This is a genomic window from Adhaeribacter swui (genome assembly GCF_014217805.1).
Classification (GTDB): Bacteria; Bacteroidota; Bacteroidia; order Cytophagales; family Hymenobacteraceae; genus Adhaeribacter; species Adhaeribacter swui.
Genome location: NZ_CP055156.1, coordinates 4,649,582 through 4,664,530 on the forward strand (window position 1 = coordinate 4,649,582; position 14,949 = coordinate 4,664,530).

Sequence of the window (14,949 nt, forward strand, 5' to 3'; positions counted from 1 at the left end):
TTAAGTAATTAAACAAAAGCACTCTAACATAGTTGAATAATTAGAACTTTTATCAAAATTTTGATTATTCAATTACTTAATCACAAAAAGTCTAACATCTAATATCTAAATACTAATGTCTCTTTCCTTAATTACTATCGTTTTATGAACGCCATTAAATCTATTTCCGAATTTCACCGGTTATTGTCTTTGCCGGCACCCCGGCACCCACTGGTAAGCGTGATAAATTTGAACGAATGCATTTTTTTGGAAGATGAGGTGTGGCAAGGTTTTGTAAACCAATTTTACTGCGTTGCCCTAAAACGAGAAGCAAAAGGAAAAATTAAATACGGGCAGCAGCACTACGATTACGACAAGGGCGTATTAAGCTTTACAGCCCCTAACCAGGTACAATCTTTGGATTTGCAGAATATGGAATGCGGCTCGGGCTACCTGCTTATTTTTCATCCGGATTTTTTGCTGAAACATACTTTGGCCAGCACCATACATCAATATGGCTTTTTCTCTTACGCCGTAAACGAGGCCCTGCATCTTTCCGAAGAAGAAGAGGACGATCTGATTACCATTTTAAATAAGATTAACAAAGAATGTGCGCACATCGACCGGCACACCCAGGAAATTATTTTATCGCAGATTGATTTACTGCTCAACTATTCTAACCGTTTTTACGAGCGCCAGTTTATTACCCGTAAAAACAACAACCACCAGCTTCTTACTAAATTCGAGCAATTAATTAACGAGTACTTTACTGCCAACGATACCGCCGAACAAGGCTTGTTAACCGTGCAGTATATTGCTGAACGCATGAACCTTTCGCCCAACTACCTGAGCGATATGCTGCGGGTGCATACCGGGCAAAACACCCAACAACACATTCACGAGAAATTGATCCAGAAAGCAAAAGAAAGGCTATCCACTACCAACTTATCGGTCAGCGAAATAGCCTATGCCCTGGGCTTTGAACATGCACAATCGTTCAGTACGCTTTTTAAGAAGAAAACGAACATGTCGCCCCTGGAGTTTCGACAGACATTTAACTGAATACTAATCGATGAAAGACGCTTAAGTTCAGACTTTATGCATTTACTAGCGCGCTTTTAATGCAGTTTATGCAAAACTTGAATGTTCTCTGCTGTAGACTAGGTTTTAGTTTCAGATTAAAAACTATTTAAATATAATTATTTCCAAAATAACTTTTGTGCGCGTTATACTGCGTTAGACGCGCGTCATAAAATGTTCTGGCTAGGAAGGTTGTTTATTTTGCCTATTTTATACTCCGCATTAGCTACTTGCAGTTTGGTCTTAAGGCTTTCTAAATCTTTAAACTGAGTTAAATCACCTACCTGGTTCCACCTAATGGCTTCTAAGTTCTTCGTTAAAAAATAATCAACCAGAGAAGCATCATTCCCTCCTCTGACCATTCACATGGTTGTTTGTTGTGTATTTAAAATAAAATCCAAGATTAATAATGTAATTATTAATTAATAAAAAAATATATTCAAAATGTATTAAAGACTAAATATTCTACTTTTGAATTAAGGATTTGTAAAAACATTTACTTCCATCTTTGTCATATTTAAAACAATCATAAAATGAATCAATCTGACTCATAAAGCCTAATAAGGTTGAAGAATTTAAACTCATAATTGAATTAGTTTCAAAATGGCTTAACCAATTTCCAAGAATAGAAGGAATAATTGTTGTTTGTACTGCAAGAGTCTGATTTGCATCAAGAATACAAATGTTTGCTAATTTTGTTAATTTAATATGGGCTTGAATTGCGTTTAAACATTCGCTAATTGTTCTGGTATCTTCTTTTAAGGCCATATCAAAAGGAACTGGTATTCTAAGCTTTCTAATTATATCTAGTGATACATATTCCAAATACTGCCTCATTAATGGAGTTGCAATATTGATGTTGCCAAAATTTAATTGGTTAATAATTGTAGTTTTTAATTGCTCATTTTCATTATTAATTATAAGAACTTTTCCATGTGGCGCTAATCCTTGTAATTCAATACTTCTCCATTTACTTTCTGGTTGAGATGATTGTGAATTAAAATATTTCCTTAAGAGACCATCATGGCTAAGAATAATTATCTGTAAACCATCGGGATTAAAAGCAGTTGAAATTTCATTATATAACAAGTTCATTAAGCTTAATTGATTCCCCGCATCAAAACTTGAACATATATCATCAAAAACTACAAATTTAGCTTTATGCTTGCTCCTCATTAATGAAGCTAAAAAGATAGAAATTGCTAATGCGTTTCTATAGGATTCAGAGAGTAAGGGAGTAGCGTTTAAATTATCGGTGTTAAAGAAAGTCTCCAGTTCAAGGTCAAGGTCCTGAGATTTTACAGCTCTAGTTAAACTGGGTACTATATTATTGTTATTAATTATTTTACTAAAATAATTTCTGGTATTACTTTCAATATCAACACAAATAGTTTGATTTAACTTTGTCTCTGCACTTGAAATTTGTTGTGTAAGGTTAGAAAGATAATCTTGCCACTGTTTTATTTTAACCACTTGTTTTTTTAATTCTTTACCCTCTTCTGTTACTTCAACTAGCTGTTTAATTTTAAAAACAAGTTGCTTTACATTATTTATTTTCTCAAAAGTTTCTGAAATTGATGCAGGAAGCTTCGCTTTTAAGTTTTCTACTTCTTCAAATAACTTATTTTGCTCTTCAGAAACTTTTTTATCTGTTTCAATTAGATAGCTAACTAGCTTATTGTACTCTTCTTTATTAATAGATTCTGAGCTTATTAGTCTTTCAGCCTCTGTATATAAGTTTATGTTCTTATTATTTTCTAAATATAAACCGATACTTATGATTCGTTGCTTTCCAGAAAATACATTCCACTGTTTTTTAATTTGTAGATTCAATTGCTTTATTTCTTCAAAATCTTTTAGCTTGTTAATAATTACATCATATAAAGATTTATTGCCGTCAAATATTAAATCGGAAGAATCACATAACGGGCACGTATCTTTTTGCAGATTTGATTTTTCAAAAATGTCTTTTGCTGTATTATATAGGGTATTAAACTCTTTTCCTAAAGTTGAAACTATTAATTCATCTTTTGCCTTAATCAATTCGCCAATTTTAGATAGTTCTTCAAATTCAGCAGTTGAATTTTTACTTTGTAGTAAAGCGAGGCTTTCTTTTCGTTTATTTTTTTCAACCAATTCATTCTGTGTTTTTCCACCTTCTGCCTCCTTTAATGTAGCTATGAGAAGGTCAAAATTTACTTTTAGCAACTCCTCTTCAATAAGAATTTTTTCTAATATGGGAATACTCCTTAAAATTAAAATAGCTTTTTTCTCTAAAGTAGCTAAATCATTATAATCAACATCTTGTAATTCTAATTTCTCTAATAATGATGTAATTTCTTCTGCTATAGTTTTATATCTATTCCTTGTATTATTTAGTTTGGTATTTAAATTTTCAAAGTTAAAATCCGTTTTAATATTCCTATTTAATGTATCAAGACTTTGTTTTAATGCTGATATTTTGGAAAGTCCAATTAAAGAAGAAAATGCTCTTCCCCTTTCAAGTGGTTTGTTATCAATAAAAGAGCGGAATATGTTATAATCAACTAATAGCCCATCATGGTTTAAAGAATTTTAAAATTCTTTGATATTTGATTCTTCGGGAGAAGTTATTGAGTATCCACCTGTTCTATCCTTTCTAATTTGAACATTAATAATTTGGGATGAATCGTCAGGTTTAAAGCATAAATTAATAATTGAGTTACCTGTTGAATGAAATTTATTGATATAATAATCCTCTGACTTTTCTTTAGAATGTAAAGCCTTAAGTCTTGGTATTTCATCTTTAAGGGCATAACTTAATGCATCGTATATGGAGCTTTTCCCAGAAGCATTAGGTGCAAAAATAGAATGCACCTTTTTATCATCTATTTTAATCTTCAATGGAGAAAGTTCATTATTAATTCCTCTGAAACCCTCAATTTCAATTGAAGATAAAAAATACCTTTTCATTAACTTTTTGTATTAAGGGCTTCTTGAACTTCTTTAGTGATTTTTGTTCTTATTTCTAACTTTTTAGGGTTAGAGAGATCATTTTCAAATTGGAGCAACAATTCTTTATTATTATATAAGATCTGACCAAGTATAGGATTCTTTTCAATAGCGAATGCAAAAAAAGACTCAAGATTTTCCTCTTGTGAATCAGACGGTTCAAATTCGAAATTTTTCATAATTATATATTTTTTTATTTTAACTATTTATTAAGTAAGTATAAATATTTAATCGGTTAACTCCCCTCTACAATAGCAATTACAATAGCAATCTCCTCCGGCGTAAGCTCATAAAGTTGATAAAACAATTCATTTAGCTGCTTTTCCAGTGAAGTACCAGGTGATCGGGGTTGTAAAAAGTATTATTCAGCAAATTCATTAAATGGATTTTATAATTTTCTTTGCTTTCCTTCTCGTCTTTCTGGCTGAGCAAATGCACCAAATTGGTTTTTGATGCCTCCATGATGGCGCTATTAGTTTTGATTAGGCAGTAAGCTTTATTCAGACTTTGTTTAATAGAAAGCGAAGAGGAGGTAATCATGTAAGCTTGGTACAAGCTGGAAGCTACAATATAAATAATAATATCATTGCTTGGTGCAAGCTCCAGCTTAAAATGACTATTAAATGCTATATGGTTGAAAATAATCAGTAACCTAAGTGCCGATTACTTATTAGGGATAAATAGTAGCTGAGTTTAGTTAAGTATTGCTGTCATTTTTATTAATTTTTAATTCTCCATTCGTAAACTCTTTCCACCTGAGTCGGTATAAATCCCAAACACTTATAATAAAATACCATGGAAAGACAGATGAAAGCGGCGGTTTACGAGGAGTTTGGCGGGGCCGATAAAATTCAGATTCGCAGCACGGCCATTCCGGAAATAAAAGAAGGCGAGGTATTGGTCCGTTTAAAGGCGGCCGGCGTTAACCCGGTGGATGCCGCTGTGCGGGAAGGTTATTTAAAAAATTACCTACCTTATACTTTCCCGATTATACCGGGCTGGGACATGGCCGGCACGGTAGAAGACCGGGGTTTTAGTGCCCGCCGGTTTGCGGTTGGCGATGCCGTCTACGCCTATGCCCGACGACCCATGGTGCAGTACGGAACATTTGCCGAGTACATTGTTATTCCGGAGAGTTATCTGGCGCACAAACCCGAAAAACTGTCTTTTGAAGAAGCTGCCGGCATTCCGCTGGTCGGGCTTACGGCTTACCAGTCTATGTTCGATGTAGGTAAGCTGCAAGCAAATCAAACCGTGTTGATATTGGGAGCTTCCGGGGGAGTAGGTAGTTTGGGTATTCAGTTAGCCAAAGCCAAAGGCGCGCGGGTAATTGGAGTAGCCAGCGCCAAAAACCACGATTTTATGCAAGAACTGGGCGCCGATCATACGATCGACTACAGCCAGGGCGATATTGGGGCTGCCGTAAAAGCGTTAGTACCCGAAGGGGTAGATTTAATTTTTGACTGCGCCAGCGGCGATACCTTGCAGCAAAGTTTATCGGCCCTGAAATCCAAAGGCAAACTGGTTTCCATTCTGCACCACGGCGAAGGCCTGGACCCAGATATTGATTTTCAATACGTGTTCGTGGAACCCAATAGCACCCAATTGGAGCACATGCGCGAATTAGCCGATCAGGGAAAATTAAAGGTACACGTAAGTAAAACGTTTACTCTGGACCAAACCGCCGAAGCTTTAAATCAAATTCAAACGAAGCATACTACCGGCAAGATTGTGATTGTGCCGTAAACGAAAAGTTGTTAGAACTAATTTTAACGTGAGTTCGAGATAAAAAAAGAATTAAACGCTATCCTTCTCTAAGCACGTCATTCCGGAAGAACCTAATCGGTTACCTACTGGTTAGATCTTTCCGGAATTCTTCGAGTTCTTGCAGGATGACTTAAATGGACAGCAAGATCCAGAAAAATAGAATTTTGTCTTGTTAACACAGCTATGAATTTTTTCTGTATTTAAAATTAGTGCTTACATCGAACACACGTTAATTTTATCAATAATTTTAAAAATTAGTAAAAATTCCCTTTTGGAAGTTCGGAAAGATGGCGCGAGCGTCCTCGCTCGTGGCTACCATGTGGTAGGCCTCTGGCCGGGCGAACCGATATACTAGAATAAAAAGCAAATCAGCAAGAATTTCCTACCGGCCAGAGGCCGGACGATAATCATCACGAGCGTGGACGCTCGCGATATGGATACATTCAGAACTCATTGTCCCCTTTTGAGGGGGTGGGGGAGGAAATAACGATTAAACCCGTATGTTTGAGGTAGTCCTTTTTAAAACTAAAACTAACTGAATCTATTTCATATTGGCGCGCCGCACCAGAATATCGGCAATATCGTCGCCATCTTCGCGGTGTTTATCTATCTCGATGATGCGGGTGCGGCAGCCTACCTCTTTTAAAATAGTTTGCATGCGCAAAGCTCCTTCGCGGCCGGTTTGGTGCATATCCGGTATAATCATCACTTTGCGGCCTTGTAGTACGGCCGCTTTTTCTTTTTTTAAACTAACTGCCCCACCGGTAGCTACCCAGATAAAGTCCGGAAAATGCACGTGCCCGATAATGGCCGATTTTTCACTTTCAACCATTACTATCTTGGCCGTAGCCGGATATTGCGCCAACTGAAATTCCCCGAATAAGCAATATTCGTAACCTTCCTGGTTGGTAAATACCAATGGGCTAGGTTTACTGCGGGCTTCGTCTTCGCTGGCTTTTACCCGGTGCCCATCGGGCTTGTAGTAAATGCGTTTGGGTTTGCGGTAATTACCGGCTTTGTCCTGGTACCAGAAAATAGTACCGCCGGCTTTGGTGGTGCCAATCGAAAAATACTGCAGTAAGTAATCGGCGGTAGTGGGGTATTTGGTTTGCAGCCAAACGGCAAAATTATTGTGTGCGTAACTTTTTAAAGTTTGCTTCACTAAGTCCGCGCTGATTATTTGCAAGGGCTTTTTAGGCGTAGGCGTAAAAACCGGAAGTACAAAATTTTCCTGAGCAGAGGTGTTTGGGAAAAAATTTTGGCCGCAACTGTGGCAGTGTCCGAATGCCGGGTTAGGTACACCATCCAGGATAATAGGCGAAAATTTACCGTCCCGGTTATTCTTTCCGCACGGGCAGGTAGGAGCTACCTTATACCGGTTCGACTGCACAAATTTAAAAATCATAACCTTCTCATTCGTTAAGTAATAGTAAGCAATTCTCCTGGAACCCGGTAGGATAATAGCATAAAAGATAAAAGTTATTCTACTCAACCAGTCCCATTAATTTTTTATATCAAAGCTGGCGCGGGCGTCTTCGCTCGTGGCAACTAGCCGGTAGTTCCTCTGGCCAGACAAACCGATATACTAGAATAAAAAGCAAATCAGCAACAGAATTCCAACCGGCCAGAGGCCGAACATAAGCATTACGAGCGAGGACCCTCGCGATAGACTGTAAACAGAAGAGAATAGAAGAGGCGTGATTTGGCTCAGTAAATTTTTAAAATTTTAGCAGATAAACCCTACCCACTGCAGGAGAAGCACGCGTTATTTTATTACATTACAGGCTAATGCGTACTTAAAATTAGAATCGTATGAAAGCCAAGTTATGGATTTTAACAGTTTGCTGTTGCGCTTTGGTATTAAGCATTCTGGCCTGGAAGCCCAACGCAACCCCAGCGCTTAACGCAGATAAAAAAGCGCCGGGTACCGGGCGCTACTTGTACGTGGCCGTGCCGGGCATCCGCGATTACCTGGGTTACGGCGGACACGGCATCCTGGTCTTTGATATGGATAACAACCATCAATTCGTAAAACGCATTAAAACAAAAGGATTGCGGGAAAATGGGAAGCCCTCCAACGTGAAAGGCGTAGCCGTAAGTGTGCCGCTCAACAGCATTTACGTGAGTACCCTGCAATCGGTGCAACGCATCGATTTAACTACCGACAAAATTATCTGGGAAAAACCGTACGTGGGTGGCGCCGACCGCATGGCCATTTCGCCGGACGGTAAAATTATGTACTTACCTTCGCTGGAAAATACGTTCTGGAATGTGGTGGATTGCGAAACGGGTAATATTTTAAAAAAAATAGAAGTAGTGGGCCGGGCGCATAATACCATTTACGGGCCTTCGGGCAAATACGCTTACCTCGCCGATATTGCCTCGCCTTTGCTGCACGTAGCCGATACCAAAACCCATACCATCGTGAAAAAAGTAGGTCCGTTTGGCCGCGGCATCCGTCCGTTTACCATTAATAGCACCGAAACGCTGGCCTTTGTTACGGTAGATAGTTTGCTGGGCTTTGAAGTAGGCGATTTAAAAACCGGTAAATTGCTCGAACGCAAAGTGGTAGAAGGTTGGAACAAAGGGCCCGTGCGGCGCCACGGCAATCCCAGCCACGGCATTGGCTTAACCCCCGACGAAAAAGAAATCTGGCTTGCCGATGGCCATAACATGCGCCTGCACGTTTTTAGCGCCACGCCGCCGTACCAGCAGCTTACCACCATTCCCCTGCAAGACATGCCCGGCTGGATCACCTTCAGTATGGACGGCAAATACGCTTACCCATCTAGTGGCGAAGTAATCGACGTAAAAACCCGTAAAACTTTACTTACCCTGCAAGACGAAAATTACAACAACGTGTCCAGTGAGAAAATGGTGGAAGTGCACCTGGTTAACAACAAAGCCGTAAAAGCTGGCGACCAGTTCGGCATTGGCCGGGCCACTACCCGGAAGCCCGATTTTTAAAAAATTAAAATTCAGAATGGATTCAGTCAGAGCGTTTCCAAAATAGCTATCTGGTAGTAAGTCGTTTTTATAGTTGATGGCACTAATTAACCACTGCAGTAAATTGAAATAAATAATTTTTAAAAAAGTTTCACGGCTAGCTAAACCGGGTATACCACTCCACAAGAGTGTTTTACAAACTTAATAAGGGAGTTATGGTACATTTTTAAGTTGCCATTGAAAAAAAGAAATGAACCTTAATGGCTAAATACCTGTAGTAAGTATATAACAATATTATATGAATAACGGAACAGTAAAATTTTTTAATAACCTGAAGGGATTTGGGTTCATCAAAGGAGCAGATTCAGATCAGGATTATTTTGTCCACGTTTCGGGCTTATTACAAGACATCAGAGAAAACGACCAGGTTACTTTTGATTTGCAAGAAGGTAAAAAAGGACCAAACGCCATAAATGTGAAGTTAGCTTAGTCTAATCCATAAGAATAAACAAAAGCCTTACCCACGGTAAGGCTTTTTTATTTTACTCTTTTCATCAACCGTTTAAGATAAAATAGTAATGCAACGGAATTTAATTAAAAAACAAATACATGAACAGAAGATATTTAGTAGATAGCACTACTCGGGAGTATTTATGCGTGGCTTTGCAAAAAGGAAGTGACTGGACACCCAACAACGAAAAGTTTCTCCCGCAATTTTTAGATTCCCGACCGGAAAAAGACCGTCCCGATTTTGAATTACTTTCCGGCGAATACAACGACAATTCTTTTTTTGAAAAATGGATTCGTAACGGCACTAACTACAAACTTCAAGGCTAGTAGCAGTTAAATCAATAGTTGAAAATAGGAGGAGTTTAGCTGAATTAGCTATTTAGTTTAGGGTGTGGTATTACAAAAACCAGTTGTTATGGAAGAAAAACAAGGTATCTTGGCCTTAGAAGATGTTAAAAAAGAAATTCTGGAGTTTTGCTTACTGGCCCACGACCGGGAAGAAATCCTGACACATATTAATCTGGATTGTAATCCGGTTAATTACACCCGCTACATTGGGGCCTTGCTGTCTAACCGGTATTTAAAAACCAATTTACTCGACAAACGAAGGTCGCGGCAGGAAAAATACCTGGTTACTCAAAAAGGATTAAACTACCTGAAAGCAATTGCCTATTAAGTTTAATTCCAGGTAAGTCCACGATAACTTCACCTATGGATTAATTTTTATTGCATCCCTTATCATAAAATAAAAAATTTAAAAATCAGACTGATTTTGGATAGACAAAAGCCAGGTGCACGATTTATGCACCTGGCATTTTAGTGATTTTTTAAAAATTTACCAGATAATAGCATTTAAATTGGGAGGTTACCATATCCATTGCAAACCACCCGTGCCGCCTACATAAAGCGCTTTCAGGTTGTTACCGGAAGTGTGGTCCCAGATGTAATGCTCCGTCAGGCTTTTTCCATCGGGTGTGTTTGTTTGAATAAAGTTAACGCTGGGGCCGGCAAATATTTCCAGGTTCGGACTGATTTTAAAAGCGGGCATCAGGCGTAGGGCCGAGCGGGAGTAATTGCCTTTTTTAAAATCGCTTAAGTTTACTGTTACCGCTTCGGCATTTACCCGGAACCGTTTTCCTTTGCCGATGTGGGCGCCAATACCTCCTTCCAAAGCGTATTTATCATCTGAATTTTTAAAATTATAACCTACCCCGAGGATACCGTACAGCACCCGGCCACCCGACCGGAAAGTAGCTAAAGTTGTAAGGGTTTCGTCGATGCTGATGCCCACGCTTTTTTCGCCGTTTTTAATAATATTAATGATGCCAATCGGGTAGTCGCTGCTATCGGCTATGTTTACCAAGCCCGCCAGTTGCACGCCTTTTACCTTTTTAGCTTTATTTACTAAACCGGCAATCTGCACGCCATCCACCGTTTCGGCAGTATTAATTAATCCGGCCAATTGCGCGCCTTTTACCCGGTTGCGAGCAATATTAGTTAAACCAGCCACCTGAAAACCAGCGGCGCTATCATAAGTATTGACTACGCCTGCTATTAGTAAACCTCTAGAGCTACCACCCAAATGGTTCGATACGCCGGCAATTTGAAAACCAGAGGCATTTTCTTTTATTACGTTCGTTACGCCCCCAATGGTTAAACCTTTTTCGGCGCGCGATACTCCCGCAATGGCGTTTAAAGAAAACACGTTGGTGTATTGGGCAGCCTGTACTCCGTGGTTGCTGATCGGGTAAAACAAACCCACGTGAATAGAACGTTGCTCGTTTGTTTGCCCTTGGGCCACCAAAGCGGCCGCTAAAAATAAAATACTCAGGAAAGTTTTAAAGCAAACAAAAATAGAAGTACGGTTACTGGTTTTTAATTTAGAAGAAATCATAAGGGTAGTTGTTTTGTAAGTTTTAATCATGACAACTACCCACGCTTTTACCCCTATGCACTCTTGTTAATTCTTTTTACTTTATTTTAAATAGTTATTAACTACAAAGCTGTTTTGTATCTGGTTTAAAACAAAGCTGCTTGCCAGAAGCCATCGCTGCCCATTTAAAATGCATTGCATTGCCGCCAGCTTAAGCTGGCGGGTATTCATGAAAGGAAATAATGCTTCAGTAAAAAGCAGATTTTTAAATTTTTAAAAATTTAAAAATCCTAAAACAAAGAAATACCAGTTTCCCATCCCAGCCAGCCTTTTACATCGGAACTAAACGAAATGGTTGGGTAATTTTTAGGCGGTAAATTTTGGCTGAATTCGGCAGGAGTTAATTTGTTGGAGTTGGTAAAAAGCGAGAAAGTAGGGCCTGCAAATACACTAATTTTCTTGCCGCAGTTTACCTGCAGCTTGGCCTTGGTCCGGATGAAATCGTAAAATTTGTCTTGGTTCCGGAAGTACATATTTACCGAAGTTAATTCGGTAGATAAAGCAAAACGCTTGCTGAGCAAAAAATCATGGCCTAAGCCAAATTCCAGATTATACCGTTTGGAGGTAGCCGGAGCTACATGTACGCCCGCACTAATAATGCTGTATAAGGTAGCATTGCCGGTTTTTAAAGAAATATTGGTATTGGTTAGCTCATTGGCCGACAACGAAACTTTGCGGTAACCGCCTTTAATAAAATTTAAAATTCCCAAACTGATACCCGCGGAAGAGTCGGCTTTATTTACGATACCTACCTGCAGCCCGCGTAGTTTTTTGGCGTAGTTATACAATCCGGCAATTTGAATTCCGTGTATTTCACCGTGGCTAATATTTGCAAGTCCGCCTATTTGGGTGCCTTGTAGGTTTTTTCTGGAAATATTACCCAATCCGGCAATTTGCCAGCCTTTTATATCCTGGTTAACGATGTTTAACAAGCCGGCTACTTGTATGCCCTGCAACTGGCTTTTGCTGTAATTACTTATTCCGGCAATTTGAGCCCCGTTTACTGTTTTACTTGCTGTATTTATTAAGCCCGCGGCTTGCACGCCGGTATGGGTGCCTTTAGAGCGATTAAACAAACCGGCGGCTTGTACGCCGTTTACGTCGTGCAAAACGGTGTTGCTTAGGCCAGCAAACTGAACTCCACGCATGTTGCCGCCCACCATGTTAAACAAGCCGGCAGCCTGCATGAACTGCGCGTTTTTTTTATTAATGTTAAACGCGCCAGCCCATTCAACGCCATTTACCCCGGCGGTATATCCCCCTAAAACGTTCAGCGAAAACTTATTGACTACCTGGCTGCTGAGCATGCCGTGCGAACTTAAGCCGGGGGTTAAAGAAGCCTGAAATGGACTATTCGCAAAAAAGCCCGACAAATTCAGGCTTTGGATGCGTTGCCGGGAAGAAATTAGAAAACGGCCAAAACCGGTTCGTTCTACCTGCCTGGATTCCTCCGGATCATAGCCAAAAGCATTATTATTACCCGGCGTAATGGTTACCGATGACAGAATGTTTACAGTAATTTCCTGATAAAGTTCTTTGGTTACGGTTAGTGCCAGGCTGTGATCCTGGGTTTTTGCCTTAATTTTAAAAAATCCATCTGCGTCGCTTAAAGTAGAAAGCAACAAGCGTTTTTCGTAAATGCTGGCGCCAGAAATTTGAGCGCCGGTTTGGGCATCTACCACGTGGCCGCTGATAATATAGCCGTGTTTCTTCTCCTGAATTTTATCGGTTTTTAAAAGTAACTGGTATGGAGCCGGTCTTAAAATAACGTAGCGTGGCGCTTCTTTATACTCAAAGTAACCGGGTAATATTTCATCCAGCACATCACGGATGCTTTGGTTCTGCGCCACTACCGTAACCAGGCTGTCTTCCGGAATAATGTTGCTGTTGTAAGAAAAGTAAAAATTGCCTTGTCGGCTTAATTCATCCAGGGCATCGGCCAGCCTTTGTTGCTGCACATTTACCGAAACCCGACGTGCTAAATTATTTTGGGCTGAAGTATTCTGGGCAAAAGCAAAAACAAACCATAATGCCGATATAAGCAGAAATAATCTGTTTGGTTTTGCCATGTACAAAGGTAATTATTTCAAAATAATCTCATCGCCTCTTTTTTCAACCTGTAAGCCAACCGTTTGGCTAATAACGTTCAGGTTGTCTTGGAGCGATTGATTTTCAAAAATAAAGGTACTGGTAAGCGGCACGTCGCGCAACTCTTTTCGGGCAATTACAATGTTGGCGTTGTATGCTTCATTCATTACTTCAATCAACCGCCACAGAGGCGTATTGTTGGCTATAAATTTCTTGCTGCGGTAATAAGTATATAATTGATCTGTAGTTTTAGCTTTGATTAGTTTCGCCTCGCCGGCATGTACCACCACCATTTCTTTCGGCGTTAAACTCACCGCTTGGGCTTGCTTGCTAACCTGTACCTTACCAGTTTCCACAATTACTTCGGTAGCTTGGGGACTGGTTTTTACGTTAAACGAGGTGCCTACCACTTGTACGGTTACTTCGTTTACTTTTACCCGAAATGGCTTGGCTTTATCGGGAGTAACGTTAAAAAAAGCTTCTCCCTCGAGTAATGCTACTTCCCGGGAGTTTCCTGTAAATTGCTCTGGGTAGCTAAACTGGCTGTTTTTATTCAGGGTGATTACTGAACCATCGGGTAGAGTATCGATTAAAGTATTTTGGGTAGTTTTTAAATTTATTTGAGCGTACGATACTTGGTTTTGCCGGGAAAACATTAAATAGGTAGCCCAGGCACCCACGGATACAAACAGTATAACCGCCGCTACCTGCAGCCAGTTAAAGCTACTGGTTTTAGGCACCGCTATTGGGCGAATAACGGCTTCCGGGGGTTCTTGTTGCGCTCTTTTTTGCTTAAACCGTTGCCAGGCTTCGTGTTCATTCACGGTACTTTTTAAAGCCAGTTGTTTACTGGTATCCCAAATTAGTTTAAAATGGGCAAATTTCTTTTTGTTATCCTCGCTCAGCGCCAGCCATTGCGTAATGTTAGTATTTTCTTCGGGAGTGGTTTCGCCCAGCAGGTATTTTGTCAGCAACTCGTCGTTCATGGCCCTCTAATCTAAAATGTAATATGGTTACTCAACAGCATTAAAATTAAAGGCAGAAAATCTACCAGTTTTAAGCGTAATAATTTTAATGCTTTGCCCATTTGGTTTTCCACGGTTTTAATCGATAAGTTCAGGTGATCGGCAATTTCCTGGTATTTTAGTTCTTCGAAACGGCTCAACTGAAAAATAGTACGGCATTGTTCGGGCAGTTCGGTAAGGGCACGTTGCAACTGGTTTTCCAGCTCGCTTAACTGCACCCGGTTGGCGGCGTTGTCGGATTCGTTTTTCATCTGGTAAACCTGGTGGTTCTGGTATTTTAATTTTACTTTCTGGTGCTTCAGGTAGTTCAGGCTATCGTTGTAAACCGAGCGGTACAAATACGCTTTCAGGTTGGTTTGCAAATCCAGGGTTTCTTTCTTTTCCCAGAGCCGTAAAAACAAGGCTTGTACAATTTCTTCGGCTGTTTCCTGATCTTTCACGATGGTGAAGGCATAGGCATGCAGCGCTTTGAAATGGGTTTTAAACACTTGTTCAAAAGCCAATTCATCGCCTTCTATTAACAACCCGATTAGTTCGGCATTTGTAAATTCGGTGCGTTCCACTACAAGACAATTACTTAGCATCAAATATATTTTATTTTATCATGCCCACGATACAGAAGCATCAGAT

At 39.7% G+C, this 14,949-nt stretch carries 16 protein-coding genes; 6 read left to right on the forward strand and 10 right to left on the reverse strand.

Annotated features, from left to right (window positions below; translation table 11 throughout):
* Positions 1-144: 144 nt before the first annotated feature.
* On the forward strand, positions 145-1,041 hold the full coding sequence (locus HUW51_RS19360; RefSeq protein WP_185271274.1) for a helix-turn-helix domain-containing protein: 897 nt from the start codon (positions 145-147) through the stop codon (positions 1,039-1,041).
* 185 nt (positions 1,042-1,226) lie between these two features.
* On the opposite strand, the gene HUW51_RS19365 is transcribed toward HUW51_RS19360, so the two are convergent.
* The 5 genes from HUW51_RS19365 to HUW51_RS19385 all read right to left on the reverse strand — a co-directional run bounded on the left by HUW51_RS19365 (position 1,227) and on the right by HUW51_RS19385 (position 4,590).
* A complete protein-coding gene (locus HUW51_RS19365; protein ID WP_185271275.1) occupies positions 1,227-1,421 on the reverse strand; it encodes a hypothetical protein in 195 nt (64 codons plus the stop codon).
* A 103-nt stretch (positions 1,422-1,524) separates the two neighbouring features.
* Positions 1,525-3,267 (reverse strand): hypothetical protein, encoded by a 1,743-nt coding sequence (locus HUW51_RS19370; protein ID WP_185271276.1) that lies wholly within the window; start codon positions 3,265-3,267, stop codon positions 1,525-1,527.
* A gap of 366 nt (positions 3,268-3,633) precedes the next feature.
* Positions 3,634-4,011 carry an ATP-binding protein gene (locus HUW51_RS19375; protein WP_185271277.1) on the reverse strand — a complete coding sequence of 126 codons (378 nt, stop codon included), beginning with the start codon at positions 4,009-4,011 and terminating at the stop codon, positions 3,634-3,636.
* Positions 4,011-4,229, reverse strand: coding sequence for a hypothetical protein (locus HUW51_RS19380; RefSeq protein ID WP_185271278.1), 219 nt, complete (start codon positions 4,227-4,229; stop codon positions 4,011-4,013). Before HUW51_RS19380 ends, HUW51_RS19375 begins: the two co-directional genes overlap by 1 nt.
* Before the next feature lie 133 nt (positions 4,230-4,362).
* On the reverse strand, positions 4,363-4,590 hold the full coding sequence (locus tag HUW51_RS19385) for a DUF7149 domain-containing protein (protein ID WP_449369435.1): 228 nt from the start codon (positions 4,588-4,590) through the stop codon (positions 4,363-4,365).
* Between the two features lie 255 nt (positions 4,591-4,845).
* Between HUW51_RS19385 and HUW51_RS19390 the strand changes: the two genes are divergently transcribed.
* Positions 4,846-5,796 carry an NADP-dependent oxidoreductase gene (locus HUW51_RS19390; protein WP_185271280.1) on the forward strand — a complete coding sequence of 317 codons (951 nt, stop codon included), beginning with the start codon at positions 4,846-4,848 and terminating at the stop codon, positions 5,794-5,796.
* A 562-nt stretch (positions 5,797-6,358) separates the two neighbouring features.
* Here HUW51_RS19390 and HUW51_RS19395 read toward each other — a convergent pair.
* Positions 6,359-7,222 (reverse strand): DUF6371 domain-containing protein, encoded by an 864-nt coding sequence (locus tag HUW51_RS19395; RefSeq protein ID WP_185271281.1) that lies wholly within the window; start codon positions 7,220-7,222, stop codon positions 6,359-6,361.
* Positions 7,223-7,629: 407 nt separating this feature from the next.
* Here HUW51_RS19395 and HUW51_RS19400 point away from each other — a divergent pair, with 407 nt between their 5' ends.
* The 4 genes from HUW51_RS19400 (at position 7,630) to HUW51_RS19415 (ending at position 9,949) form a co-directional block, all read left to right on the forward strand.
* Positions 7,630-8,784 (forward strand): YncE family protein, encoded by a 1,155-nt coding sequence (locus tag HUW51_RS19400; protein WP_185271282.1) that lies wholly within the window; start codon positions 7,630-7,632, stop codon positions 8,782-8,784.
* 277 nt (positions 8,785-9,061) lie between these two features.
* The gene (locus HUW51_RS19405; RefSeq protein WP_185271283.1) at positions 9,062-9,253 is read left to right on the forward strand and encodes a cold-shock protein; all 192 of its coding nucleotides are present in this window, start codon (positions 9,062-9,064) and stop codon (positions 9,251-9,253) included.
* Between the two features lie 119 nt (positions 9,254-9,372).
* Complete coding sequence (locus HUW51_RS19410) at positions 9,373-9,600, forward strand: hypothetical protein (protein WP_185271284.1); 228 nt, start codon at positions 9,373-9,375, stop codon at positions 9,598-9,600.
* Between the two features lie 88 nt (positions 9,601-9,688).
* Entirely contained in the window at positions 9,689-9,949 is a 261-nt protein-coding gene (locus tag HUW51_RS19415; RefSeq protein ID WP_185271285.1) for a hypothetical protein, read from the forward strand.
* Positions 9,950-10,138: 189 nt separating this feature from the next.
* On the opposite strand, the gene HUW51_RS19420 is transcribed toward HUW51_RS19415, so the two are convergent.
* The 4 genes from HUW51_RS19420 to HUW51_RS19435 form a co-directional block, all read right to left on the reverse strand.
* Positions 10,139-11,167: a hypothetical protein gene (locus HUW51_RS19420; protein WP_185271286.1), complete on the reverse strand. Its 1,029-nt coding sequence runs from the start codon at positions 11,165-11,167 to the stop codon at positions 10,139-10,141.
* A 269-nt stretch (positions 11,168-11,436) separates the two neighbouring features.
* Complete coding sequence (locus HUW51_RS19425) at positions 11,437-13,275, reverse strand: carboxypeptidase-like regulatory domain-containing protein (protein WP_185271287.1); 1,839 nt, start codon at positions 13,273-13,275, stop codon at positions 11,437-11,439.
* 12 nt (positions 13,276-13,287) lie between these two features.
* Positions 13,288-14,280 (reverse strand): FecR family protein, encoded by a 993-nt coding sequence (locus HUW51_RS19430; protein WP_185271288.1) that lies wholly within the window; start codon positions 14,278-14,280, stop codon positions 13,288-13,290.
* Positions 14,281-14,291: 11 nt separating this feature from the next.
* Positions 14,292-14,882, reverse strand: a complete 591-nt coding sequence (locus HUW51_RS19435) for an RNA polymerase sigma-70 factor (RefSeq protein ID WP_228466753.1) — start codon at positions 14,880-14,882, stop codon at positions 14,292-14,294.
* Positions 14,883-14,949: the final 67 nt, after the last annotated feature.